Origin of the sequence: Paenibacillus sp. Y412MC10 (genome assembly GCF_000024685.1) — a bacterium.
Classification (GTDB): Bacteria; Bacillota; Bacilli; order Paenibacillales; family Paenibacillaceae; genus Paenibacillus_AQ; species Paenibacillus_AQ lautus_A.
The window spans coordinates 828145-853331 of the sequence record NC_013406.1 but is presented as its reverse complement, the minus strand read 5'-3'; the positions used below and the strand labels follow the sequence as shown (position 1 = coordinate 853331).

General features: G+C 53.4%; 25 protein-coding genes. 7 read left to right on the top strand and 18 right to left on the bottom strand.

What is annotated here, in order from left to right; translation table 11 throughout:
• Nucleotides 1-184 precede the first annotated feature (184 nt).
• The 4 genes from GYMC10_RS03630 to GYMC10_RS03615 all read right to left on the bottom strand — a co-directional run bounded on the left by GYMC10_RS03630 (nt 185) and on the right by GYMC10_RS03615 (nt 3773).
• Complete coding sequence (locus GYMC10_RS03630) at nt 185-1282, bottom strand: metallophosphoesterase (protein ID WP_187293009.1); 1098 nt, start codon at nt 1280-1282, stop codon at nt 185-187.
• A gap of 116 nt (nt 1283-1398) precedes the next feature.
• Nucleotides 1399-1710: a hypothetical protein gene (locus tag GYMC10_RS03625; RefSeq protein ID WP_009593441.1), complete on the bottom strand. Its 312-nt coding sequence runs from the start codon at nt 1708-1710 to the stop codon at nt 1399-1401.
• Nucleotides 1711-1933: 223 nt separating this feature from the next.
• The gene (locus GYMC10_RS03620; RefSeq protein WP_012818904.1) at nt 1934-2845 is read right to left on the bottom strand and encodes a TrmB family transcriptional regulator; all 912 of its coding nucleotides are present in this window, start codon (nt 2843-2845) and stop codon (nt 1934-1936) included.
• Nucleotides 2846-2942: 97 nt separating this feature from the next.
• Entirely contained in the window at nt 2943-3773 is an 831-nt protein-coding gene (locus GYMC10_RS03615) for a zinc ribbon domain-containing protein (RefSeq protein ID WP_012818903.1), read from the bottom strand.
• Nucleotides 3774-4149: 376 nt separating this feature from the next.
• Here GYMC10_RS03615 and GYMC10_RS03610 point away from each other — a divergent pair, with 376 nt between their 5' ends.
• Nucleotides 4150-4518, top strand: coding sequence for a hypothetical protein (locus GYMC10_RS03610; protein WP_012818902.1), 369 nt, complete (start codon nt 4150-4152; stop codon nt 4516-4518).
• 171 nt (nt 4519-4689) lie between these two features.
• Here the strand turns inward: GYMC10_RS03610 and GYMC10_RS03605 are convergent, their stop codons facing one another.
• The 3 genes from GYMC10_RS03605 to GYMC10_RS03595 form a co-directional block, all read right to left on the bottom strand.
• Nucleotides 4690-5568, bottom strand: coding sequence for a D-alanyl-D-alanine carboxypeptidase family protein (locus tag GYMC10_RS03605; RefSeq protein ID WP_036664536.1), 879 nt, complete (start codon nt 5566-5568; stop codon nt 4690-4692).
• Nucleotides 5569-5754: 186 nt separating this feature from the next.
• Nucleotides 5755-6498 carry a hypothetical protein gene (locus GYMC10_RS03600; protein ID WP_012818900.1) on the bottom strand — a complete coding sequence of 248 codons (744 nt, stop codon included), beginning with the start codon at nt 6496-6498 and terminating at the stop codon, nt 5755-5757.
• 79 nt (nt 6499-6577) lie between these two features.
• Nucleotides 6578-9679: a DEAD/DEAH box helicase gene (locus GYMC10_RS03595; protein WP_012818899.1), complete on the bottom strand. Its 3102-nt coding sequence runs from the start codon at nt 9677-9679 to the stop codon at nt 6578-6580.
• Nucleotides 9680-10000: 321 nt separating this feature from the next.
• Between GYMC10_RS03595 and GYMC10_RS03590 the strand changes: the two genes are divergently transcribed.
• Nucleotides 10001-10213 carry a PLDc N-terminal domain-containing protein gene (locus GYMC10_RS03590; protein WP_012818898.1) on the top strand — a complete coding sequence of 71 codons (213 nt, stop codon included), beginning with the start codon at nt 10001-10003 and terminating at the stop codon, nt 10211-10213.
• Between the two features lie 91 nt (nt 10214-10304).
• Here GYMC10_RS03590 and GYMC10_RS03585 read toward each other — a convergent pair whose 3' ends face one another.
• From GYMC10_RS03585 to GYMC10_RS03575, 3 genes are all read right to left on the bottom strand, one after another.
• Nucleotides 10305-11594 carry an ABC transporter substrate-binding protein gene (locus tag GYMC10_RS03585; protein WP_012818897.1) on the bottom strand — a complete coding sequence of 430 codons (1290 nt, stop codon included), beginning with the start codon at nt 11592-11594 and terminating at the stop codon, nt 10305-10307.
• A 139-nt stretch (nt 11595-11733) separates the two neighbouring features.
• Nucleotides 11734-12570: a carbohydrate ABC transporter permease gene (locus GYMC10_RS03580; RefSeq protein WP_012818896.1), complete on the bottom strand. Its 837-nt coding sequence runs from the start codon at nt 12568-12570 to the stop codon at nt 11734-11736.
• Nucleotides 12570-13451, bottom strand: coding sequence for a carbohydrate ABC transporter permease (locus tag GYMC10_RS03575; RefSeq protein ID WP_009593034.1), 882 nt, complete (start codon nt 13449-13451; stop codon nt 12570-12572). Before GYMC10_RS03575 ends, GYMC10_RS03580 begins: the two co-directional genes overlap by 1 nt.
• Nucleotides 13452-13604: 153 nt before the next feature.
• On the opposite strand from GYMC10_RS03575, the gene GYMC10_RS03570 reads away from it, so the two are divergent.
• From GYMC10_RS03570 to GYMC10_RS03560, 3 genes are all read left to right on the top strand, one after another.
• Nucleotides 13605-15389 (top strand): histidine kinase, encoded by a 1785-nt coding sequence (locus GYMC10_RS03570; RefSeq protein WP_012818895.1) that lies wholly within the window; start codon nt 13605-13607, stop codon nt 15387-15389.
• Between the two features lies 1 nt (nt 15390).
• Nucleotides 15391-17007, top strand: coding sequence for a response regulator (locus tag GYMC10_RS03565; RefSeq protein WP_012818894.1), 1617 nt, complete (start codon nt 15391-15393; stop codon nt 17005-17007).
• Between the two features lie 97 nt (nt 17008-17104).
• The gene (locus tag GYMC10_RS03560) at nt 17105-17869 is read left to right on the top strand and encodes a tryptophan-rich sensory protein (RefSeq protein ID WP_012818893.1); all 765 of its coding nucleotides are present in this window, start codon (nt 17105-17107) and stop codon (nt 17867-17869) included.
• 106 nt (nt 17870-17975) lie between these two features.
• On the opposite strand, the gene GYMC10_RS03555 is transcribed toward GYMC10_RS03560, so the two are convergent.
• From GYMC10_RS03555 to GYMC10_RS03520, 8 genes are all read right to left on the bottom strand, one after another.
• Nucleotides 17976-18356: a RidA family protein gene (locus GYMC10_RS03555; RefSeq protein WP_009593048.1), complete on the bottom strand. Its 381-nt coding sequence runs from the start codon at nt 18354-18356 to the stop codon at nt 17976-17978.
• A 68-nt stretch (nt 18357-18424) separates the two neighbouring features.
• Nucleotides 18425-19099, bottom strand: coding sequence for an NAD(P)H-binding protein (locus GYMC10_RS03550; protein WP_012818892.1), 675 nt, complete (start codon nt 19097-19099; stop codon nt 18425-18427).
• A 71-nt stretch (nt 19100-19170) separates the two neighbouring features.
• Nucleotides 19171-20457, bottom strand: a complete 1287-nt coding sequence (locus GYMC10_RS03545) for an MFS transporter (RefSeq protein WP_012818891.1) — start codon at nt 20455-20457, stop codon at nt 19171-19173.
• A 146-nt stretch (nt 20458-20603) separates the two neighbouring features.
• Complete coding sequence (locus tag GYMC10_RS03540) at nt 20604-20879, bottom strand: hypothetical protein (protein ID WP_012818890.1); 276 nt, start codon at nt 20877-20879, stop codon at nt 20604-20606.
• 32 nt (nt 20880-20911) lie between these two features.
• Nucleotides 20912-21115 (bottom strand): CsbD family protein, encoded by a 204-nt coding sequence (locus tag GYMC10_RS03535; RefSeq protein ID WP_009593042.1) that lies wholly within the window; start codon nt 21113-21115, stop codon nt 20912-20914.
• Nucleotides 21116-21359: 244 nt separating this feature from the next.
• Nucleotides 21360-21575 (bottom strand): twin-arginine translocase TatA/TatE family subunit, encoded by a 216-nt coding sequence (locus GYMC10_RS03530; protein ID WP_012818889.1) that lies wholly within the window; start codon nt 21573-21575, stop codon nt 21360-21362.
• Nucleotides 21576-21665: 90 nt separating this feature from the next.
• Nucleotides 21666-22217: a RidA family protein gene (locus GYMC10_RS03525; RefSeq protein WP_012818888.1), complete on the bottom strand. Its 552-nt coding sequence runs from the start codon at nt 22215-22217 to the stop codon at nt 21666-21668.
• A gap of 21 nt (nt 22218-22238) precedes the next feature.
• The gene (locus tag GYMC10_RS03520; RefSeq protein WP_012818887.1) at nt 22239-23843 is read right to left on the bottom strand and encodes a flavin monoamine oxidase family protein; all 1605 of its coding nucleotides are present in this window, start codon (nt 23841-23843) and stop codon (nt 22239-22241) included.
• Nucleotides 23844-24126: 283 nt separating this feature from the next.
• Between GYMC10_RS03520 and GYMC10_RS03515 the strand changes: the two genes are divergently transcribed.
• Together GYMC10_RS03515 and tatC are read left to right on the top strand one after the other, a co-directional pair.
• Complete coding sequence (locus GYMC10_RS03515) at nt 24127-24378, top strand: MerR family transcriptional regulator (RefSeq protein ID WP_012818886.1); 252 nt, start codon at nt 24127-24129, stop codon at nt 24376-24378.
• Between the two features lie 23 nt (nt 24379-24401).
• Nucleotides 24402-25172 (top strand): twin-arginine translocase subunit TatC, encoded by a 771-nt coding sequence (gene tatC / locus GYMC10_RS03510; RefSeq protein ID WP_012818885.1) that lies wholly within the window; start codon nt 24402-24404, stop codon nt 25170-25172.
• Nucleotides 25173-25187 lie beyond the last annotated feature (15 nt).

The window sequence follows — 25187 nt, the reverse complement described above, 5'->3', positions numbered from 1 at the left end:
CTAATGCCATCATGCCCATCTTTCTAAACCTAATCAAACCCAAACCCTTAACCCCCCTATACCTAAGTGATATTTCTAGCAAAAATCATACAATAATCCGGTCCTATCTGGATACATAATTTTCCTAATATATCTGACATCAAAAAAAAGCCACCTCAACGGTAGCTTTCTCCGACAATTTCATCTATTGAAACGTAACATGGATCTGCACGATCTCGGAACGGGAGCCCAGCCGAATCGGCGGTCCCCAGAAGCCGTAGCCCGAGGACACGATGGAATGCATCCGGCCTTTTTGCAGATATCCCCAATCGTTCTCGAACAGGGCCCTCGTAATCAAATGCGCCGGGAATACCTGACCGCGGTGCGTATGCCCCGACACGATCAGATCAACGCCCTGCTGCTGTGCTTCGTCCAGCGCATTCGGCTGATGATCGAGCAGAAAAACCGGCTTGGATAAATCCGCCCCTTCCATGATCATGGACAAATCTGCGCGGTCCTGATCCTGTTTATCCCGCCTGCCTACCAGCGTCAAGCCCTCCACCGTCAGTTTCTCGTCATACAGCACGGTCATGCCGCTGTCCTCGAGAGCCGATATCAGCTCCGTAATCTCCCCTTCGAATCGGTCATGATTGCCAAGCGAAGCATATACGCCATAGGTCGCCTGGATACCGGTCAAAATCCGATCTATCCCCTGGCTTAAATAAGCATCCAGATCATCATCAATAATATCGCCTGGAAACAGCACCAGATCCGGCTTCAAGCCGTTGATCTCCTTCACCATGCGCTCAGCGTGCGCCTTGCCAGAAAGGACGCCGAAATGCATATCGGACGCCATGACGATATTCAGCTTCTCCATGGTACCCGCATCCTTGTCCACCTGAATATCGTAAGCACGTACGGTTGGACTATAAGCGTTAAAGGAGCCGAAAACGATCGCGATCACCATCAGCACCAGCACGACGGATACCGCCGCCTTCTCCAGCCCGTCTCTTCGCAATGCCGTCATCCTCAGCAGCCATAACACGATGTGCATCAACGGTAGAAGGATAATCAGCACATAAAAAATAGCCATCCAATACGATCCTATAATATTCAGCACGGTTGGATTACCGAAAAACCGTCCTGATATAAACGATGTCGATACCACGGTCAGCACGACTATGTATACCCATTTGAGCGCCATGGACGGCCCCGGCCTCAACCAGCTCCATACGCTTCGGCCAATATAATAAACCAGCAAGCCGTATATCAAAAGCGCCACGATTCCTGCAATAATAAACATCGCCATCCCCTTCCGTACATCCATTATAGCAAGCGGATTTTACAAATCCCAGCGGACGTTGGCGGAAGGCGGAGGGCTTATGATCTTCGCATGGTTCTAATAGCATCAAGAAGCCGTTACAAACCCGTGCGTTGTTTCGGCAGCAGCTCGTTCAGCAGCGCCTTCAAATTACGGTCTTCCGTATATCGCTCCTGCCCCATATCCAATTCATTCACGCGTATATACGTATAGCTTTCGGCGCCGTTCTCCGGTTTAAAGAGAAGTTCATCATGCGGGTCAGGCACCACCCGGTACTCCATTTCATGAAACATATCGAGCAGCTGCTCACCTGTAGGAGTCTCTCCCTTATCAACAAAAATCAATCCCCGCAGCTTCTTGGGGCCTTCTTTATGTCCGACTGTAAAATGAACGATGCATTCCATGCTCATCCATCTCCCTTCTTGGTTGTTATGTTATCCGTTCACACCCGTCTCATTCATGTTCTCCTGCCATCTCGGCCTTCATTCACGCGGGTTGCCGGTCTTAAGCAAATAAACGCCAAGATGAATCCCGGCGTTCCTAATCATTATGTCTATTCCATTCTACGATGAAACATGATGCTTAACTGTGACAAAAGTCACTTCCGGAAAGGCAATGATCTACAACGTGCCCCTAGGCCGTATTACGATTGGAGTCCCCGTTCACTTCTTCGGGATCGCCTTCATGACCCGCCAGCGGGCGGGTTATCGATGACGCAGCCAGGTCTTCCTGCTCTTCCTGCTCTTCAGTCTCCGGCTCCGCATTAAGATACTCGCTTTGAATCAGGCCAAAGTGTTCTCCGTAACGCGCTTCCAGCTGCTCGCCCATGTCCTGTTCCAACTGGAACAATACCATCTCCTGGGTAAAATGATGCAAGAGCAGCTCTGCCATGACCGGATGCTCCGTGATGACCGCTCCCGTATCATAGTCCCCGCCGCGCATCCCTAAGATGCACCATTGCCGATCGACGACAAACGAGAACTTCCGGCCACCGGCCCTTCGCTCCGCAAGGTCGCTCCACCCAGGCCACGCCAAAGTTCTTGAGAGTCCCTGATCCGGACCGTCGCAAGCCCACAGCACTTTCACTCCTCTTGCCTCCGCTTCCGCCAGCGGCTCACGGAGCAGCGACGCTTCCTCGCGCCAGACGTCAACGACGATCTCCCGTTTCGCCCGCTTCAGTTCCCGTACAAGCACATCAAGCACCGCCTGATCCCCCTCCATGCTAAGGAAGGGAGCGGCCGTGCCGCTGCTCCGCGGCAGGCTCTTCTCAACAAAAGCGAGGGATGCCTCCACGCGCCCGGATATCATCCGCGTCAATTCCTCCGGCTTGAGCGAACGGTAACGGACAGGTTCCCCGTCCATTCGCTCAAGCGCTCCCTGCCGCTCCAGACGCTGCATAGCCGCATAGACGTTGGAACGCGAAGCGCCCAAACGTTTAGCTACCTCATACCCGCCTGCAGGCCCATGCTCGGCAAGGTCCACCATAATCTTCGACTCAATTTCCGTAAATCCCAAATTGCGCAAATGATGCAGCAATTGTTCCATAATATTAGTCCTCCCATAGATGCTCGAACGCTTGCTCTATCATTCACACTGTCCTTTATTCATCGCGCAAGGGCATGATCGTCCGAATCCCTATCTCTTAAATCTGTTCAGCTCCGCAGCGCGGACACCATTTCGAGCCTTTCGGCAGGTCGACGCTGCAAATTTGGCATTTCACCATGTCGCGGGTCGCTTCATCGTCTCCGACGTAGTCTTGACTTTGATTATTTTCCTGCCAGAAACGAATGCGGCGGTCCAGCTCCAGCTGTCTCTCCCGCTCGCGCTCAAGCTCTTCCCAATGGCGGCGTTCCCTCTCCTGCTCCTCCTGCTCGAGGCGCAGCCGTTCAGGATCAACCTCCGGTTCAGACGACCGCTCGATGATCTCCTCGCGCTGGCGTTCCGGTTCAGGATCATAGAGGTCGGGCTCGTACGGATCCGGATTCGGACGATAATCATAGGTCTGGACATCGTCCTGTTCCTCCTGGATTTCTTCAGCCGCCGCATATTCGCGTTTATCGAACATGCTCTTGCGCTCGGGCTCCCGCGGCTCTTCCGGCGCTGACTCCTCAGGGTCAATCAAATTGGCAAGCTTGTTTCCGCAATACGGGCAGAAATTCGCGTCCAGCGCGACCACGCGTCCGCATTCGCAGACCCGTTCATTCTTGAGCACCGCGATGCGGTTCCGTATCGCTTCGATTTGCTCCTGCAATCCATCGCAGGTTTGCGCGAGCTCGACCATCTCCTTTTCCGCAATCGACATATCCTGCTGACGGTAGCCCTCATAGAATACTTTACCCATCTGCAGGTAATACGAGTTCTTCTGCTGTTCGATTTCGGAAATTTGGCTGTTGAGCTTATTCACTTCGACCACGTGCTGCGCCTTTTCCGTTGCGCGGTTAGCTCCATCCTTGAGTTTCTGTAAAATCTTCATTTATGAATCCTCCTCTTTCTCATATCCCGATTCACCGGCGGTCCGCCGGCACATTGTCATATCTCTTCATCAAGGTTATAAACGATTTATAGCCAGCCATAAACCGGCTGCCCCATGTTTCTTTGCAGTTCGCAGATTTGCTCATGTGTCATGATATGATCCTCATCGTCCAGTATACTGCCGTCATGGTGATTCTATCATACCAAATTCCTTGCCCCATGTGAAAAAGGAAGCCCCTTCCAACTTCGCTTCTGATTCATCCGGCCCCCGAACGTGTATATGATTAGAAAAATGCACAGTAAGGGGCGGCGGCCGGTTTAAACCCCGTATCCTATTCCGTGCAGCCTTGAGCTGCCGAAGTCTGGAGGGATTTATCATGACAAACGATAAAAAGACGTATTATGTTTCAGTCAATCACAACCTGATCCAGGATGTACCGAACGATACGAACGAATATGTCGTATATATGGATGATGAAGAGGTCTCGAAGCTGAGGGGGCTGCTCCATGAGGTCAGCAGCAGCGACCGGTATGCTTTTAAACGGACGTTCGTCCCATATAAATCGGCAGATCATGACGATGCCGCCGAGGAATACGATGAACGGACGATTAATCTTTACACCTTTCTCCATGAACATGGGGATGAACGCACCCGCAAAACCATCGAGGATATGAACATCATCGGCAAGCTGAACGATACCGGCTACGATGATCCCGGTTATGAAGACTCGCCGCTGAATAAGTAATCCGAATGCTTCAGTCCAAAAACAAAGGAATCCCGGAGCGAGCCGCTCCGGGATTCCTTTGTATAACTAGAACATCGCCCGGTCTTGCGCAGGTCCTGTTCTACTTTATAGATTCGCAAGCCGCGGTACAAGGATAAAAAGTCCCGTTTATCCTACGACTATTAGCACAGCTTACAGTTTAATGTTCGCTTCGTCGAAATACTCCTCCAGCGTCAGGCCGCTGTCGGCGATATCCGGTGCCAAATCCTTTCCTACGTAACGGATATGCCAAGGCTCGTATACATAGCCGGTAATATCCTCGGCCCCTTCCGGATAACGAATGATAAAGCCGAATTCCGGCGCGCGGCTCGCCAGCCACTGTCCTTCCTCCGTATGGCCGAACGTTTCCTCCAGCGCATTGCCCGCGCTAGGGCTGGATACGTCGATGGTCAGGCCGGTTTGATGCTCGCTCGTACCCGGCACAGCGCTTACGCGGTTAGCCTCGGCTTCCCCCTTGGTACGAACATTGTTCTCATATATGGTTTTTTGGCGGGCATAAGAACGGTATCCCGATACGGCCCGAAGCTCGATGCCGTCCGCTTTGGCCGCGTCGAACAATTCCTCGAGCGCGTCCGCCGCTTCTTGTCTCAGGTGCCGTTTCTCGTGCGGCTCATCAAAAGAAAACGGAACATCCGGCTCTACAAGATCGCTCGGCTCATAACCGTCCGGCAAGCTGCGCTGCTTGTTCACGACTACCGTCACGGCCTCCGCATTGGTCACGACCTGCTTGCCCCCGCTCTCCTGGATGGTGGCCTGGAGTGCATTCTCGCTGCGCTTTGCCATGACCGGATCCGCCGGCTGATTCTCAGCCCCCGTTTCCCCGTTCTCCGATCCGCCTTCAGGAAGCGTGCTGCCTTCCTGGCCCTCGGCCGGCGACTGCAATTCCTGCCCCTGTTCCTTGCCGGAGCCGGCATCGTCGGATTGGCATCCCGCCAGAATGGCCCCTGCTAACAGCAGGGATGACAGCATTACGCTTGTAAACCGGATTCCTCTTCCCGAAAATGCATTCATCTCTGCTACTTCCTTTCCCACAGTTTGTCCTGCCCCCATTGTACCTTATTCGGAATAAACAGGACAAACGAGCCGCTGACGAATCATGACGGATTTACACCGTTTACGTCAGGTATTCGGCAGCTTGCCTCGATTTACGGCGCTGCTCTTATCGAATTCCATACCATTCTGCAATGGATGTCCAAGCTATGGCGAAGGCGGCTCCAAGCTGCGGCGCTTCTGGTCCGCTTGCTTGGCCGCCCCGCGAGCGATCAGGGCAAGCGCTTTGGACGCGCCGCGAACGCCCGGCAGCAAGCCTGTCCAGTCGCCCGCCGGGCCGAGCTGATCCGCCGGAGGCGGCGGCGACAGCTGCACCGCCAGCTCGCTAAGCTGCGGGCCGGGCCGGTGCAAGCGGCCCTCGGCCGCCGCTTCGGCCACCCATTCGCCCGGAGAAGGACCGGACGGTCCCTTCTCCTTCGCGCGGGCGGCCGACTCCGCGGCGGAGCCGCCTGCCGGCGGCGGGGCTGCTTTGGCCCAGGCGTCGAAGACGCCGGCCAGCAGCGCTTCCCGCGGCAGCCCCAGCAGCGTCAGCAGCTGGAGCGGCTCTGCCGCCAGGCGCCGGGCTGCGGCAGCCAACAAGGCTGCGGCATGCCCGCAAGCCGCTCGGCCGCATGTGCAGCGCGCTTCGGCGGCAAGCTCTCCGCCCCGCAGGGGGGATGGCGCCAGTTCATCCAGCCAAGGGGCGCCCTGACCTGCAAGCAGGCGGTACAGCGCCTGCGGGTCTTCCTCCAGATAAGCCAGAACCGCCTCGCGGGCGGCAGGATCCCATTTCTCCACCTGCACGCTGACCTCATAAGTCTCCGAAGATTCGATGTCTCCGTCCGCTTTTCCCTTCAACCATCCCGGTTCGATCTCGAGTCTGAGCCCTTCGCCTAATCCCGCAGTTTCCATAGCCCGCACCTCCTTACATTCCATTCGCGTACCGGTACGCCTGGTAGGCATGATGCCATCCGCGGACCGGCATTTTCGGTTACATCCAATCCTGCTCCTGAAGCTCGATCAGCTGGCGGAGCTCGCCGTCCGACATCTCCGTCAGCCAGGTTTCGCCCGACCCGACCACCTGCTCGGACAACGCCTTCTTCTGTTCGATCAGCTCGTCGATCCTCTCCTCCAGCGTTCCCTGGGAAATCAGCTTGTGCACCTGAACGTTGCGGTTCTGCCCGATCCGGAATACGCGGTCCGTCGCCTGATTCTCGACCGCCGGGTTCCACCATCGGTCATAATGGAGCACATGGTTCGCACGGGTCAAATTCAGGCCTACGCCCCCGGCTTTCAACGACAGGACAAAGAACTCCGTCCCCTCGCCTGCCTGGAACGCCCGTACCATCTCATCCCGTTCGCGTTTTTGCACCCCTCCATGAAGGAAATACGGCTGTTTTCCGTATTTACGTCCAAGCATGCTCACCAACAGCTCGCCCATGCCCACATACTGGGTAAAGATCAGCGCCGATTCTCCCACATCCGCGATGCTGTCCAGAATTTCGAGCATGCGCTCCATCTTCCCGGAGGACTCGGGACGCACAGCGCGTCCATCGTCGCGTCGAAGCAGCTGCGGATGATCGCATATCTGCTTCAGCTTGGTGAGGGATGAAAGCACAAGCCCCTTGCGCGCCATGCCCGTCCGACTCTCGATCTGTCCCATCATCTCGTCGACGACGGCTTGATACATCGCGCCTTGAACCTCGGTCAGCGGACAATACGATTTCAGTTCCAGCTTCTCCGGCAGATCCTTGCGGATGTCCGGATCGCTCTTGAGTCTGCGCAGCATGAATGGAGAAACCAGCTTGTGAAGCTCCCGGAATCTCTCCTGCTGCCCTTCACCCGGCGCATAGCGCTGACGGAAGCTGTTAAACGATCCGAGATATCCCGGATTGAGAAAATGGAAGATCGACCACAGCTCCGCCAGACGGTTCTCCACCGGCGTCCCCGTCATCGCAATGCGGTGCGGCGCGGATAATTTCATGACGCTCTGCGCCTGCTTCGTACGATAATTTTTAATATACTGGGCTTCATCGAGCACCACGCTCGACCACTGGATCGCGGATAAGTCCCCGCCGTCTCTTCCGGCCAAGTGATACGTCGTCAGCACGATATCATGATCGGCCGCCTCCTGCAGGAAATCGTCTCCGCGCAGACGACGGACGCCGTGGTGCACATGCAAGGTCAGATCCGGCGCAAATCGCTGAATCTCCCGCTGCCAGTTACCCAGAAGCGAGGTCGGGCAAATGATCAGCACTGGGTCTCCCGCGGCTTCGGTATTGAGGCGCTCCAGCAGGCAAGTGATGACCTGCACCGTTTTTCCAAGCCCCATATCGTCTGCAAGGCAAACGCCAAATCCCAAATCGCGCATCACGCTTAGCCACTGATATCCCCGTTCCTGATACGGTCTCAACTCTCCGTGAAGCGAGGAAGGGATCGGGCGGGACGGCAGCTTGCGCACCGTTTCCCCGTCCAGCAGGGAGGACAGCAGGCCCGTTGTCTCCACTTCTTCGATGAAGAGCCCCTTCCACAGGCGCTCTCCATCCATTTCGGCGCTCAGGTTCATCCATTCGGCCAGCTCCATCTCGCCCTTCTCGTGGCGTTTCATGAAGCGCAGCACCTGATTGATCTCCTTCAAATCCACCTCAACCCATTCCCCGCGGAACTGGACGTAAGGCAGATTCTGTTCGGCCAAAAATTTCAATTCCTCGCGCGTCAGGGTATGGCCGCCCATCGCGGCGGATATTTGGAAGCTCACCAGATGCTCCATTCCGAGCACCGGCGTCGACTGTGCTTCGCCTGACGATCTTGCATCCGGCATCATTTTGAGGGATAAGCCGACGCGGCGGCGTCCTTCCCTGCTCCAGCGGGACGGCATTTGAACCGTAACGCCGCTCGCCGTTAATCTCGGAACCGATTCCTTCATGAACGTCGACAACCGCTCAAGCGGCAGGGTGACGCTCTCCGGAGCGCGCCCGTACAAGCCTTCCGACAGTTCGGGAGCCAGCGCCGCGGCTTCTCCCAGCCTCATGAGCAGCTGTAGCTGGGCCCCAGCATACATCCGTCCGCGCAGCAGCTGATCGGATTCCGGACTTCCCCATACGCTCCGGACCGGCATCAATAAGCCTTCATCCTCCTGGCTTCGTGCCCAGAAGGTTACCTTCCAGTCCTTCCGGCTCTCTTCCAGCGGCGGTTCGAGCCGCAGCCCAAGGGCAAGGGTTCCGTTCTCAGGAGGCTGATCCTCCCCGCCGGCGTAAGGGAACACGGTCCCCCCAACCCGTTCTACGGCTTCCTCAAGCTCGCCCACTTCCTCCACCGTTCCTTGAATGGGAATATCCCGACTGACCGTCAACAGACTGTTCCACCACAGCTCGGTAAGCGGGGATTGTCCCCGCCGGTAGTTCGCCAGATAGGCCTTCAGCTTGTCCTCCGATTCGCGGACGGCAGCCCTGGCTTGACTGTCGATCACGCCGCACAGGAAAGAATACAGCACGATCGCCCCCGCTTCCTCCCGCGTGGAAGGATCGGTTCCGGCAAGCGCTGCAGGCGTCCCGATGGCAATAGGAGGAATATTCGCCGCCAGCTGCAGAAAACGGGCCGTATCCTCGGTATTCAGCTGCGGTTTCCATACCGCTTTTATCGTGTGCATCGACGTTTTGCGCCTTCCGGCGGAAGGTACCTCCGCCGTCCCTGGTGCAAACTTCCCCTGCAATAACAGCTCCAATGCGAATCTGCTCGCTTGCACCCAATATTCCATTTCTTCGCCGATGGCCAAACCCTGAGCTTGGGTATGCTCGGGATCGAGCGAAACCAGCATGGAGAATGCGTCTCCCGGTGTCAGCGCAAGCCCTTCCATCGTCCGTCCGCCAAGCGTCTTCCGTTCCGGACGCCGCGCGCTTTTCGATCCGAGGACTTTGGCCGGATATCTGAGCTCGGCAAGCCGGAGGGAAGCGTTAGCGAAGGGACGGGTTCCATCCGGTTTGCGAAAGGTTCGGACCACTCTGCTCCATGCATCCACTCGGGGCTCCGAAACCTCACCGGAAAAACAAAAGAATACGTCACCTAACCATACGCCATAGAGCGGTTGATTCATCGTTGTCTCCCGTCTTTTCCTGCTTTATAGATATTATTACTATCTTATACGATAGCAACCTAATTTCAAAACGATACGGATTATGGCCAGTGCCAAAATAACGTCAACCTTTATCATACCATGTTTTTACTATTTCGTTATGATCTATGTATTGCATAGCGAATTCTTCTATTATATAGAGTAATGAAAAATCCTTGTTCTTATGCAGTCTCCCGTTGATTCTTGCCGCCCAAATTTTCGAAGCCTGCATTTTTTATGCGACCCTTCCGCTGATCCGGCGTATGTAGATCATACATTAAGAGTTCGGGAGGTCTTGCATTTATGGGTTTTATAGGCTTTGGTATTTTCGGGATTGCGGCTTTATTGCTGGGATTGTTCTTCTTTCTTCTTCACATTGCCGTCTGCGTATGGGGTTATAACGATGCCCGGCGGAAAGGGCGCAGTCCCGAGTTCGCGATTCTTGTTGTGCTGGGTTTATTGTTCTTCCCTGTGGTAGGTCTTATTATTTACCTGCTGATTCGCAATAATTATTAGCCTCCACAACAAAAAGACGGTGCAGGTTCGTCCTGCACCGTCTTTTTTGACGTCCATAATCATTCGGATGGCAATCGTGCCGACCTCGCGATTACTTCGCCTTTAAGCTGTCCCATGATTTCTGAATGCCTTCGAACAATTGGGTTTTGTCCACGTTGCCAGCCACATAACCCTGCATCTGGCTGCCGAATTCATTCATGCCGCCGTCCGGGAATTTGTTGAATTCCCAGCTGAGCGCTTTGTTCTCTTGGCTGTACTTCATGACATCGTTCCCCAGATCGCCAAGCGTCTCGCTGTTCGCCTCGATGCTGGTCAGTGCCGGGATGAATTTGAACTCTTCCGTAATGTAGCGTTTACCGGTCTCGGAAGTGACGAGCCAGTTCAGGAATTCCTTGGCTTCGTCCTTCACCTTCGATTTGTTGTTCACGACCCAGTTGTTCGGCACGCCGACCGGAAGCTTGTCGTTCTCTTCGGCGTTGTCATTGATCGGCATCGGCAGAAGGCCGATGTTCAAGTCCGGGTTGATGCCGTCGATCTGCACCTGCGTCCAGTTCCCGTTCTGGGTCATGGCCGCTTCACCGCTGGCAAAGGTCGTGATTTCCGTGTTGTAATCCGTCGTCAGCGGGTTCTTCTGGCCGTATTGGACGGTGAGGTCGAACAGTCTCATCCATTCATCGAACTTCGCGTTGCCAACCAGCTTCTCCGTGCCTTCATTCATTCCTTTGACGAATGCATCGGGATCTTCCTGATGGGCGAACGGAATGTTCAGCAAGTGGTTGGCCAAAATCCAGGTTTCCTGGTATCCGTTCACGAATGGCGTAATCCCAGCCGCTTGCAGCTTTTTGGCAGCTTCCTCAAGCTCCGTGAGTGTCTTAGGGAGTTCGGTGATTCCCGCTTGCTCAAACAAGTCTTTGTTATAAATGAATCCGTAACCTTCGATGGTCATCGGTTGTCCGTACAGTTTACCGTCTTTTGTCATGGGTTCTTTGGCAACGTCAACAACGTCCTTCACCCATGGCTGGTCCGAGAGATCCTCGACATTCTCAAACCATGTCTCCAGATCGCGGTATCCGCCGACGTTAAAAATGTCGGGCTCATCGCCGGAAGCGAATTTCGCCTTCAGCGCCGCACCGTAATCGGAGCCGCCGCCAACCGTTTGAATATCCAGCTTGATGCCGGGATGCTCTTTTTCGTACTCGGCCTTCAGTTTGTTCAAAGCCTCGGCGATTTCGACTTTAAATTGAAAAATCTTAATCGTTTTCGTTCCGCCCTCGGCACCGCCTTCAGCACCTTGGCCGTCCTCGTTGTTGCCGCCGCAGGCTGCAAGCAGCGTGGAGAAAGCCAAAACCATGACCAGGAGCAGCTTACCGTATTTCTTCATTGTAAAACCTCCCTTTTCTTCTATAACATCGTGTCCAGCATGCGTTGATAGCGTTTACTTTTTCAGTATAATCAACCTATTTTCGTTAGATCAGGTATTATATTGATCTTTGAGGGGGAAGGAATTGACCGTTTGGCGGTTATCCCTTCACCGCTCCTTGCGTAATTCCCTCAATGATGTACTTCTGCATGGCCAGGAAGAACAGAATGACCGGCATGATCCCCAGCACCAGCGCCGGGAGGGCCAAGTCCCACTGCTTGGTATACTGCCCAAAAAAGGCAAAAGTAGCAATTGGAATCGTCCGAAGCTCGGCAGACTGCAGAATCAGGGACGGCAGCAGGTAGTCATTCCATATCCACAAGGTGTTCAGGATGATCACCGTCACGAACATCGGCTTCATCAGCGGGAAAACCACCCGGAAGAATACGCCGTACCCGCTGGAGCCATCCACGGTCGCGGCTTCCTCGATCTCCATCGGGATCGATTTCACGAAGCCATGGAACAGGAATACGCTCAGCGGAACCCCGAAGCCCAGGTAACAGATAATCAGTCCGTACAAGCTGTTGTTAATGCCGAGCGTTGCCGTCACTTTCACGAGCGGAATCATGATCGATTGGAATGGAATGACCATCGCCGCCACAAACAGCGCAAACATGATCTGGTTAAAACGCGTGTTGCGGCGAACCATCTGGTAAGCGGTCATGGCGCTTAACATCGCCAGCAGCAAGTTGCTCGCCACCGTAACGACCAGCGAATTCCAGAACGCCTGCGGGAAGTTGGTAATGTCCCACGCCCGTGAATAGTTGCTCCATTCGAACGTAGTCGGAAGCCCCGCCGAATCGGTTAACAGCTCGCCGAAGGTTTTGACGGAGTTCACGAACAGGAAGTAGAACGGGACTAGGAAGAGCAATGCCACGATGACCATGATGATCTCGGTGGCCATGGTGTTCAGCCGGTATTTTCTTGTAGTCTCCATTAGGCTTCAACCTCCTTGCTCTTCGTGAATCGAACTTGCAGGCTTGTTATGATGGCAACCACGATGAAGAATATGACCGCCTTCGCCGTTCCGAGTCCGAGACGGTTATTCGTATAGGCCTCGTTGTAAATATTCATGGCCACCGACTCGGTCGAGCCGAACGGGCCGCCTTTGGTCAGGGATAGGTTCAGGTCGAACATTTTGAATGACCAGGAGATCGCCAGGAACAAACATACCGTAACCGCCGGCATGACAAGCGGGATGATAATGGACCGCAGTACCTGCCCCCTGCTCGCCCCGTCGATTTCGGCAGCCTCCAGAATATCCTTTGGCACATTGTTAAGCGAGGAGATATAGATGACCATCAGGTACCCCGCCGTCTGCCATACAAAAACGATTACAATTGCCCAAAAGGCAGTTCCCTTCGTGCCGAGCCAAGGCAGGTTAAAGAATCCGAGGTTCGTGGCATTGCCGATCGCCGCAAACCCTTTCACAAAGATAAACTGCCAGATGAAACCGAGCAGCAGGCCGCCGATGACGTTTGGCATGAAGAAGATCGTCCGCAGCACGTTTCGTGTCTTCAAAGGCTTCGTCAGAAAGTACGCCAGAATAAATCCTAGAAGATTCGTAAGGATGACGCCAAGCACCGTAAACCGGGTCGTAAACCAGAAAGCATCCCGGAATTTATCATCGTTGGTAAAGATGGTAACAAAATTATCAAAGCCGACAAAATCGATTTTGCTTGACACGCCATTCCAGTTCGTGAAGGAATAATAAAGACCCAGGAGGAACGGAATGATCATGATGAGGATGAAAAATATGGTGGAGGGCCCCACGAAAAGAAACTGCTGCAGCAGCGCCGAAGATTTTTTTCGATTCATCCCTTGATCTCCCCTTTTCGTTAAGTTGTTGTATGATGTACAGCTATTATGCGGTAACCTGTAAACAATAAACACGGAGAATCATGAACCGTTAGGTGTAAAATATTGACCATACGCGCTTATGCCCATTCGATAATTCCGAGGTGATCCTTCATGAAATATCGCAGCATCCAGACCCGGCTGATCACGTTCATGCTCGCCGTCACGACCATCCCGCTCCTGCTCTCGTTAATCATCACGTTTACGCATACGCGGGAGTCCGTGAAGGAGCAGACGGTGAACGAAAATGTGCGGCTGATCTATCAAGGAGCGACCAATCTGATGAACTATCTGCGCGGCATCGACCGCGCGTCGCTGTCCGTTTATTCGGATCCCCATTTTTTGCGCAACCTTGCCCTGGATCCCGATAACCACCGGGTCGTAGCCGAGCTGTATGCAACCTTGCAGGCCATCCAAACGGGCACGCAGGACGTTCACCAGATTTATCTGCACAATCAATTGACGGGACAATCCACCCAGATATCCAGCAATCTGCCAAGAAGGGAATTCCGGCAGGCTCCGTACCGCAAAATAGAAGAGTTCGGCGAAGGCAATACAGCCATCGAGCCCGTCCATCAGGTGCATAGTTACGGGTTCCCTCCGCGGCCCGCGGACATCCTGGATTTTGAGGTGATCACCTTCTACCGATCCATCACCAACGTGCCTGCGCCGGACCAATATGCCCTCATGGCCATTGACGTGAAACTCGACAGTATCTTGGCCATATGCGATCAGCTGTATGCTAAAGGGGAAGAGGCGCTATACTTGATTGATAGCAGCGGCAGCATCATATACGGTCCGGATCCGCAGCAGAGAGGTCAAGCACTGGACGATCCTGAGCTTATGGACGTCATCGCTCAAGCGGAAAGAGGATATTATGACGGCGAGGATGCGATGATTGTCTATGAGAAGCTCGATTTGCCTTACGCACCCTGGACGCTCGTCAAGCAAATTCCGCACCAAACGCTGTACAAACATTCGACGGAATTAACGAGCATTAACGCGATTATTGCGATTTTAGCGCTATTCATTGTCATATTCGGCACATTATGGATATCGATTCGAATCACAAAACCCATTAAACAGCTCACAACCTATATGAATCAGGTGAAAACCGGGCGGCTCGACGTGAATATTGACGTGACAAGCCCGGATGAGATCGGAATTCTGTCCCGACGCTTCCGAACGATGATGGATACCATCAACAACCTGATCCTGCGCGAGTACCGGTTGGAAATCGCCAATAAAACCAACCAACTGAAGGCGCTACAGGCCCAGATCGATCCGCATTTTCTATACAATACGCTCCAGTCCATCGGCACCTTGGCCCTGCAGCACAACGTGCCGAGGATCTATTCCCTGCTCTCTTCGCTGGCGAATATGATGCGCTACAATATGCGCAACAGCGAGGGCAAAGTGACGCTTCAGGATGAGATCAACCATGTGCGGCTGTACCTTGAGCTGCAGAAACAGCGGTTCCGCGATCAGCTGGAAATCATCTGGGATGTGGATCCGGAAAGCCTCACGACCCCGGTTCCGAAGATGATCCTGCAGCCGATCGTTGAGAATTATTTCAAGCATGGCATGAACACGCACGCCGGCGTCGGCCGCATCTCCATCTCCACCCGCATCGCGGAGGATGGCCGCTTGATCGTTGTCATTGAGAATAACGGGGCTTCCATCGAGGAGGCGGAGCTCGCCTCGATCCGCGGCAAACTTGAGACGGCCTTTCATCACCCTGACCGAAACGATGCCGGCGAAGATTCTATCGGGCTGTTGAACGTATACATGCGGTTGAACCTGTACTCCAACAATCATGCTGAATTAACCATAGAGAATGCAGAGCCCCACGGCGTCAAGGTTACGCTCGATATTAAACCACGGGAGAGTGAACACTAGAATGAGAGTATTGATCGTAGATGACGAACAGCACGTTCGGGAAGCTATAGGGCTTCTGGCAGACTGGGAACGGCATGGCATAACGGAGATCGACCAGGCCGCCGACGGCGAGGAAGCGGTAAGGCTAATCGAGGAGAAGAAACCGCAGATTGTCCTGACCGACATGCGGATGCCCCGCAAAAACGGACTTGAGCTGCTGACCTGGCTGCATGCCACGAAACCGGATATTAAAGTGCTTGTCATCAGCGGATACGATGATTTTGAATATGTGCGCCATACCATCCGTTCGGGAGGCATCGATTATATTCTCAAGCCCGTGGATCCGGACAGCTTGAACGAGGCGCTGGCCAAAGCGGTTGAAACCTGGCGGCTTGAGGAAGAGAAACGGCGGCATATGACCAATCAAAATATTGAAATGAATCAGATGACCCCATTCTATATGGACCGCCTGCTCTCGGATCTCGTGAACGGCTACGGCAGCAGGGAAAGCGTCGTCTCTCAATTGCGGAAACGGATGACGCTGCCCGAAACCGGCATGGCTTGCAACGTTGCCGTGCTCCGCGACGATCAATTTGACGAAGCTTTGCTGTCCAAATTCCGCAATAGGCGGCATCTGCTGTCCTTCACCCTCATCAACATTTGTAATGAGCTGTTGAAGGATCGCGGAATAGCCTTCCGGCATATCGACAAGCCCGGAGAAATCATCCTGCTCTGTTGGAATCCACGTCTTCCCTTTAACGACCTGCTGGATCGAATCAATGACGGGTTCTTCTCCACCCTTCGCAGGCGGAGCCATTTCGGCGCCGCCGAAGCGGGCGCTTTTCCCCAAGATCTGCCCAAGGCTTATTCGACTGCAGTCCAAGCGCTGTGCAGCCGTAATCTATTGACCGGCAAGTGCCACATCCATCGTGAGCGCGCCGTCGAAAGCGAGGGCTCGCGCACCTTGCGGCTCTCCTCCTACGAGGAGGAATTCAAGCTGGCCGCGCTCAGCGGGAGCAAGGAGCGCATCGAGGCGGCCACGGCAGAGTGGCTGCAGGAGGTTCGCGAGAGGGATCTTGTTTCTCCCGAGCATCTGATGAGGTGGAATTCGGAATGGGACTGGATCCAGTATCATTGGACGGAAAATGAAGTGAAAAGCACGCAGGAGCCCGTTGAGGACGCTGAAATTTCGCAGGACCTTCCCTCCGCCCTCCCTTACAGCGAGGATGGCATGATTTGCTGGGACCGCTGGCGCGAACAGATCAGCGGAAGGCTCTATGCGGCATCCCGGGTCCTTACCCAGATCCATTCGAAGGACAATCACATCATTCATGACATAGCCCAATATTTGGAGCAGCACTATCATGATGAGATTTCGCTGCAGCAGATCGCAGGCAAGTTCTTTCTTAGCAGGGAGTACATTTCCCGTAAATTCAAGCAGGAATTCGGCGTGACGTTATCGGATTTCCTCGGTCGGATTCGAATCGAGAAAGCCAAAACGCTGCTGCTCAATCCCCAAATTCGGATTGCCCAGATCGCGGAGATGGTCGGTTACCAGGACGAGAAATATTTTAGCAAAGTGTTCAAGAAGATGGAGGGTTTCACGCCGAACGAATATCGCAAGAAGCATATGAATTAAGGAAACTATACCCCCCCCTTTCTTTTGGCTGCTGGCTCGTTATCCATTCTTTTGGGTATATTCTATATAGTCCAGACTGATATCAGGAGGAGATTGTATGTACCGCACGAACCCGTACCGCTGGTGGAATCTGCTGTTCTTCCTCGGGGTTATCACCGTGAACGTGTTATCGGGCATGCTGCCGCTGGGCGGCAGAACGACCGGGGAGATATCGGATATGTATTATACGGCGATCACTCCCGCAGGGTATGCCTTTTCCATATGGTCCGTCATCTATGTGCTGCTGCTCTTTTTTGTCATCTACCAGCTGCGCCGCGACTCCGGAAACCGGGATTCCGTCAAATCCATCGGTCCATGGTTTATTCTCAGCTGCGTATTCAATATGGCATGGCTTGTACTATGGCACTATTTGTATATTGAATGGTCTGTCGTTGTGATGTTATTGCTGCTGCTGACCCTATGGGTTCTATATGTGCGCACGCATGCGATAGACTATCCGACGCCCGGCGAGAGATTCTGCCTGAAGCTGCCGTTCAGCCTATATATCGGCTGGGTGTGCCCTGCCTTTATCGTTAATGTCGGGATCGTGTTCCAAAAGAATGGCTGGAGCCTCTTCGGGCTGCGCGAGTCCGCTTTGGGTATCGCCCTGCTCTGCGTAGGCGCTTTACTCGCCATCCTGATCGGACTGCGATACCGGGACGGCATCGTGCCGCTGGTCTTCACCTGGGCTTACATCGCCATCGCCGCCGAGCATCGGGAGACCGACAGTATTTTAATGACCGCCTTCGTGCTCTCGATCATCTTGTTTGTATTTGCCGTATGGCTCTTCTTCACGCGCAATCGGAGACGATCCCGGTATTAAAGCGCGGATTCATCGGCTCGTTCTTCAGAATTTTCATCGAAAGGATTTAGAACAAGCAAAAGGAGCTTTGCCGACGCAGGCAAAGCTCCTTTTACGTTCATATCGTTTAATTCTTAACGGCTATAACCTCGATCTCTACCAATCCGTCCTTCGGCAGACGAGCAACCTCCACGGCACTGCGCGCAGGATACGGCTCGGAGAAGAAACTGCCGTACACTTCGTTCACCGCCGCGAAATCGTTCATATCCTTCAGGAATACCGTGGTTTTAACCACTTGATCCAGGCTTGTCCCGGCAGCTTCAAGGATTGCCTTGACATTGCTGAGCGAAAGCTTCGCTTGTTCCTGGACCCCTTCACCGAATTCTCCTGTTTCCGGATTCAATCCCAGCTGGCCTGAAGTATATACGAATCCGTTGATTTCTACAGCTTGGCTGTATGGTCCGATGGCTCCCGGGGCTTTGTCGGTCGATATGATATGTTTACTCATGATATATCACCCTTTCTATGTATTCCTATATGTGTACATTGTAATCCGCCGCGGGTTCTCTGGCAAATTTAATCAGCGGCCTCGCCTAGAACATGCATCACTTCATTGGTGTATACATGATGGCCTTTCATATCCGTTAGACCGATGTTCACCATGGACCTGGCGACCTTCTGCGCCGGAATGGCCCGGTATGGGGCAAGCTTCGGACCCCTGAATGCAAAGTCGAGGGAAGTCATTAGAAGCGAAGCCGCCCGCTCCCCAAACCGCCGTTCGGGCCTATCCCCCAGCAATAACGACGGTCTGAACAGATGCAGTCCTCGGAAACCGATTCCGGCCAATCGTTCTTCAACCTCTCCCTTGGTGCGAAGATAGAAATTACGAACCTTCGGATTGGCGCCTACGGAGCTGACCGCCATAAATTGCCTCACTCCGTTCTGCTTGGCCAGCTCTGCCGTCTTGATGACATAGTCCACATCCACTTTACGGAACTGCTGCTGGGACCCCGCTTTCCTGATTGTGGTCCCCAGACAGCAATACACGCTATGGACGCCGGAAAAAGCGTCGCCGTATCGTTCCAGCTGATCCCACTCCACCAGGATGGGCAGCAGCTTGGGATGCGTGATCTCCGGGAGTCTTCGCACCAGCACGCGCACCTCATCAAGCTCCCCGCGGCTCAGCAGCTCGTCGGTCACCGAACGCCCCACAAGCCCCGTGGCCCCGACTACGAGTGCAACCATTCCCAACGAAACCCCTCCTTTTCGTTCATCATATGAAATATCCATGACATGAAAGACATCGGCTGCCTGCCGTTCTTCTAAGCGGTACGAAGCACTCTCCGTCCCACCGTCAAAGCAATCAACACCATCAACACGCCCACCGCTGTTTGAAAACCATATCGGGAGACCCAGTCGGGCGCATGTGCAATCCCTTTGAATATGAGACCGCCCAGCATGGGTCCGAGAAAAGAGGCAAACCCCGTGATGGAGGAGTATACGGCAATGAACATCGGCCGTTCGCTTTTCGGCGTATCTCCGATCATGAAGTTAAAGGCAAGCTGGTTAAAGCCGCCTACGCCGGCACCAAGCAGCATATGCGATAACAGCAGCACCGGGATCACGGGCAGGACGGACAGCAAGCCCCATGTCAAGCACGACCCCGCAATCAGCGGCAATGTCCAATAGAGCAAGGTTCTGTTGCTGAAACGCGCATTCAAATTCCCCCATACGTAGAAGCCGATCATCATGATCACGGTCTGCGCAACGGTCATGATGGATACGATCGAATACGAAATATGCAGAACGTCCAGCATGGCGTACGAGTAGAGCGGAACAATCAACGTCTGCAGAAAGAGCCAGCCAGCCAGAAACAGTGTAGATTTGATAAACGTGGTATCCGACAGCGGCTTGCGGATCATCGCCCTAAACTGACGCTCGCTCGAATGCTCGAAGGGAGGATCAGGATACAAGAAGAACATGGATAAGTTCGCAGCGATGGCAATCCAAGAAATCATAAACAGAATCAGGAAGCCCCCGCCGCCGGGGTAACGGTCCAGGATGATCCCGCCAACAAACAGGGTCAGGGCTCCGAGCGCATTCAGGATGGTATTGCGTATGCCGAAATAACGTCCCCGCACTTTGGCCGGCACCATGTCGCTAATCAGCGAGGTCCACAGCATGCCGGATACGGTATTGGCAATAAAGGCGCCCATATAAAGGATCATAAACACCGGAACCCACCATCGTTCCGGAAAAATAAACGGGATCAGGCCCGTAGCCCCCCACAACATGCGGTGCATAAAGGTAAACACAATCATTGCTTTCTTGCGGTACTGCAAGCGCTGGATCAGGTACGCAACCAGAATCTGAAGCACGTTGAACAGCGTGGTGACGGCCAGAACAAAACCAACCTCACTGGATTCCGCGCCTAAGTACAATAAGTATCCTGTCAAGAAGGGACCGCCCAGCAGCGTCTGCAAAATGATCGCCGGAACCCCTTCCCATGTGGCCGTCATCAAATGTTTGCGTTGATGCGAAACCTGTTTGCGCGGCTTGTGAATAACCTGGACAGCCTTGATGTTGATACACTCCTTCGATGTCTTCAAATGGGCTGATCAAACTTCCTTTTGACCTCATTCTACACCGCATCGGACCCAAGTCAATATGACTTTTGAAATATAAAACTCACATGAATTTCTCATTGCATATTACCTGGACAGACAGGCTTAAAAAGTCAAAAAAAGAGCGCAAATCAGGCTCGATTTGCACTCTTTCTCCATGCGGTTATGAAACTGGCCAGCGGTTTCCATTCCCTGCCGAGCCAGCCGGAGGACTCGGAAGATTCTTCCGCCATGAAGCCCGCGGCGGGCGCTGCCGCCTGCTGACTGTCCGTGACAGGGAGAATCTCCTCGTTCGTCATCTCATAGTATCCCAAATGATAGGTGCTGACCATGTCTCCGTGTAAGGTAAACACCTTGCCGTCACGAATATCGATCACCTTGCCGGTCACAACACGGGATTCCAACATGATTCGTACTGCCTCCCTTATCGTCTTGTGGACTAGTCGCGGTATCTTGCACTCCAATCCGTATATTCGCGCTCCGCCGCGTCCTTCGTATGCCCGTAGCGTTCCTGCAGCTTGCCAACCAATTTATCTTTCTCGCCGTCGATCACATCAAGATCGTCATCCGTCAATTTGCCCCATTGCTTCTTCGCTTCACCCTTCATCTGCTTCCATTTCCCTTTAAATACGTTGCTATCCATAAATATCAGCTCCTCTTAGCGTAATGGATGATGAATTGTATCATTGCCTGTACTTGTGTATACCCGTCAGGAGTTTCTCTGAATCCTGGCAAACGATGACAACGGGGCGTTCCGCTCTCGAACCATACCTCAAAGTGCCGCATGCAAAAAGCTGCCGCCATGGACTTCAATCATCCGTGGCAGCAGCTTGGATTGTACAGTGATATCCATTTTCATAGCATAAGGCAGAAATTAAACTTCCCTATCAGCCTTTCAGTTTGATGACGGCTCCCTCCCTTTCCCTCTCCTTATCCTTCTCCTCCTCTTTATCCTCGCCAACCAGCTCTCTGGCGGAGGCTTTGAATTCGGACAATGTGCGGCCCACCGCCCGGCCAAGCTCAGGCAGTTTGGAAGGGCCGAACAGAATGAGCACGACTATCAAGATCATCATCAATCCGACAAAGCCGACATTTTGGAACATAGAACCCAACTCCTTTAATATGTGATGGTGACCGTCCATTTTGAAAGCCAGCGGCTATTGGGTCCGCCCGCTTCTCGAAACAAGAACAACTTACTTCTTCTTATCCTTATTCGGGTACACGGCTACGGCCTCAATCTCGATCAACCAATCGGCATTGACAAGACCGGCGACTCCCACGGTGGAACGCGCAGGCTTAATCGGATTCTCCTTCGTATTAAAGAATTGGGCGTATGCGTCAAACCAGCCGGTATAATCAAAGGTGCCGTTCTTTGCTGCATCCGGGGTCAGGTATACTCTCAAATAGACGACATCCTTCATCGTCAATCCCTGCTCCTTCAGCTGCTTCTCGATTTCCTTCAGGATGCCGATCCCCTGGGTTTTCGTATCGCCATAGCGTTCATAAACCGTTTTGCCGTCTTTGTTCAACATTGGCGGAACCGTCCCGCTCGTATAGAGATAAGAGGAACCCTCCGGCACGACTACCCCGCTGGAGATCGAGGATGTAGGACTACCGTAAAATTTAGGGGCCGGCAAAGCTTTGGCCGGCTTCTTATGGGCAGAAGCACCATCGGCATATGCGGTTACGCTTACGGCACCGAACAGCATGGCGAGTGCCAGGAACGTCTTCAGTTTATTTTTCATGGTTTATGGCTCCCTTCTCGATTATGCTTTCATAACGCGTTGATGAATATCGGTTACGACCTCGCGGGCGGACTCGATGGCGCCTGCCTGCCAGGCCGTAATGTAGCTGATATGCTCCCCTGCCAGGTAAATGCGGTTATCCGGCTTGCAGAGGGTCGGGTAGTAGGTTTTCCTATCATTGGCGGAATAGGATACCCAGCCACCCTCCTGGTATTTGGTCTTCTTCCAGTCGATCGAGAAGGAGGCCTCGAACTCCTTCGGATACTGCGGATGGATCTTGGCCCCCTGCGTCAATGCCAGTTTCTCGCGCTCGGCATACGACATGCCGCCGAGTTTATCGGCGATGCCCCCGTACGCATAATAGCCGAGCAGGATCCCCTTCTTCCCGAAATAGTCTGTCGGCGGATAGTAGATTTGCGTAATATCCATATTCGTCAAGCTGCTGCCGCCGTACAGATACTCGTCTTCTTCCCAGAAACGGCGCTTGAACTGCAAACCGATTTTACCTGCGGAGGCGTAGCCCACGCTGCCGATGGCTTTGGACATCTCCGGCGAGAAGTCGGCCGGGATCTTCTTCAATACCGTCAGCGGTATGGTACAGATGCAGTAATCGCCGCGGACTTCCTGGTCTCTGCCGGAATGGCCGTCCGCATACACAATCCGCACGCCGGAGGAGGACTGGCGAATTTCCTTCACCTCGGCCCGGTACTTGATCCGGCTGCCTACCCGTTTCTCGAATGCCTTGACGATGGCGTCCATGCCGCCTATGGGGTGAAACATCATCATCTGCTGGTCGTAACCGTATTCGTTGCTGAAATATTTGCCGAAACCGGAATTGATGATAGCCTTTAAATCGAACGGATCGCGGAGCACGCCGGCATCCAGGCGGCTTCCCGGTTCATCCTTATACCCGCCGCGCTCGGATCCCTTGTAGAACAGGTCCGGATTCAGATCTCCTTCGGCCTTCAGATAATCCACCAGCTTCAGCTTCTCTTCCGCCGTCAGCGGCAGATCCAGCGCATTTTGATTCACGGCTTTGGCCAGCATCTCGGCCACGTAACCGCGTACGTCGGCTTTGGCTGCACGCTTGGGGACACGCTGTCCGGACAAAGCCCCCACGTTCTCGTTATAGTAATAGCCGCTCTCGTTCACGTTGTTGAAGGGCTCGATGGCTACGCCAAACTTCTTGCAATAATCCAGCGTGACGTGAAACTGCGGAATCCGCATCGGGCCTGCATTGAAATACAGTCCGTTATCAAAACGGGAAGTCTGACGGCCGGATCCGATCTCCGACACGGAGGTTCCTTTGCGGATCGTCCAGTTACGCCCGCCGGCAAAGCTTTTTGCCTCCAATATCGTGCAGTCGTAACCTGCCAGACCAAGCTCATACGCTGCCGTCAGGCCCGCGATCCCTGCGCCGAGAATAACAATCTTCTTGCCGCCCCGGCCGCTGAGATGCAGATCATTCTTTCCGGGTGGAGTATATTCCGCGGCTTTCAACGTTTCCGGCGTAAGGAGCCCCATCGTACCCATCAAGCTGAAGACGGCGACAGATCCGCCCACCTTGCCAACGGTCGTCAGAAATTGTCTCCGGGTCATCTCTTTTGGTTGTTCTTTTGTAGCCACCCTCGTTCACTCCTTCGCTAGTTTGGGATTGGATTGGATTCATGAGCCGATCTTAGCAGAGAAAACAAAGTTTGACTTAAACCTTGTTAGAATTCCTCACACATTTTTTTATTTTTTGAAAAATGATTGCTTTTTCACTTTCTTTTTCATAAAATCATGTCATAAATCCTTCCAAAAAGGAATGAACCCACCCAAATTATTACCGTTTTATCTTCTTTGGTTTTAATCCCAAGCCATTAACAAAAGCTCAGGGTTAACAATACTTACATAGGAGGTAAAGAGCATGGAGAGTAAGGTGATGAGTATTGGGGTTGTTTGCGAACTGACCGGATTGACGGAAAGGCAAATCCGGTATTACGAGGAACGCAAGCTCATATTTCCGGAGCGAACGAAGGGAGGAAACCGCAGATATTCCTTTGAGGATGTGAAGAGCATTCAGGAAATCCATCAAAAAATGCAGGAGGGATTTAATACGTTTGAACTGAAGGAATTGAATAAATCGAAAAAACAGCGCTGCACGCCGATCTTCCGATGATGACCAAAGGAGTGACGAAGTCTATGGAGTTCAAGAATACCATGACGCTGCTCGAGCACATCGCCGAACTTAGAAAGCGAATCCTTCTGGTAGCCGCCGTCTTTCTCCTAAGCATGGCGGCAGGCCTGTTCGCCGCACCCCATGTGTTATCCATGTTAAAGCATCATTCGCCGGCCTTTCAGGTAACCTGGAACGTATTCTCGCCCTGGGACGGTCTCCGCATCTATATGAGCATCAGCATCGTATTGTCTCTGCTTCCTACCTTGCCGTTCGCCCTGCATCAAATCTGGCTGTTTGTCAATCAGGGACTGAACGGCCGCGAGCAGAAAGCAGCCCTTCGGTTTATCCCCTTCTCTGCGTTATGTTTTCTCATAGGGGTCGCGTTTGCGTACTTTGTCGTTTTTCCGATGAGCCTCGCTTTTACGACGGGGATCAACAGTCAGATGGACCTCGTCGAGACGTACGGCGTCGCCCAGTACTTCGGTTTCATGTTCAATATCATCATCCCGCTGTCTCTTGCCTTCGAGCTGCCTGTCATCGTCCTGTTTCTGACGCGAATAGGAATATTAAGCCCGGCTATCCTGCATACCATGAGGCGCTACGCCTACGTCGTTTTGGTTATCGTTGCGGCGCTGATCTCGCCGCCTGACCTCGTATCGCACCTAATGGTTGCCGTCCCGCTCATCGGTCTATATGAAATCAGCACATGGCTGGCAGGCTGGATGCATCGCAAGGGGAAGCATGCAGAGCATGAAGAAGGTACGGAAATCGATACGGCTCACCAGATGATCTGATATCCTTGTTTTTTT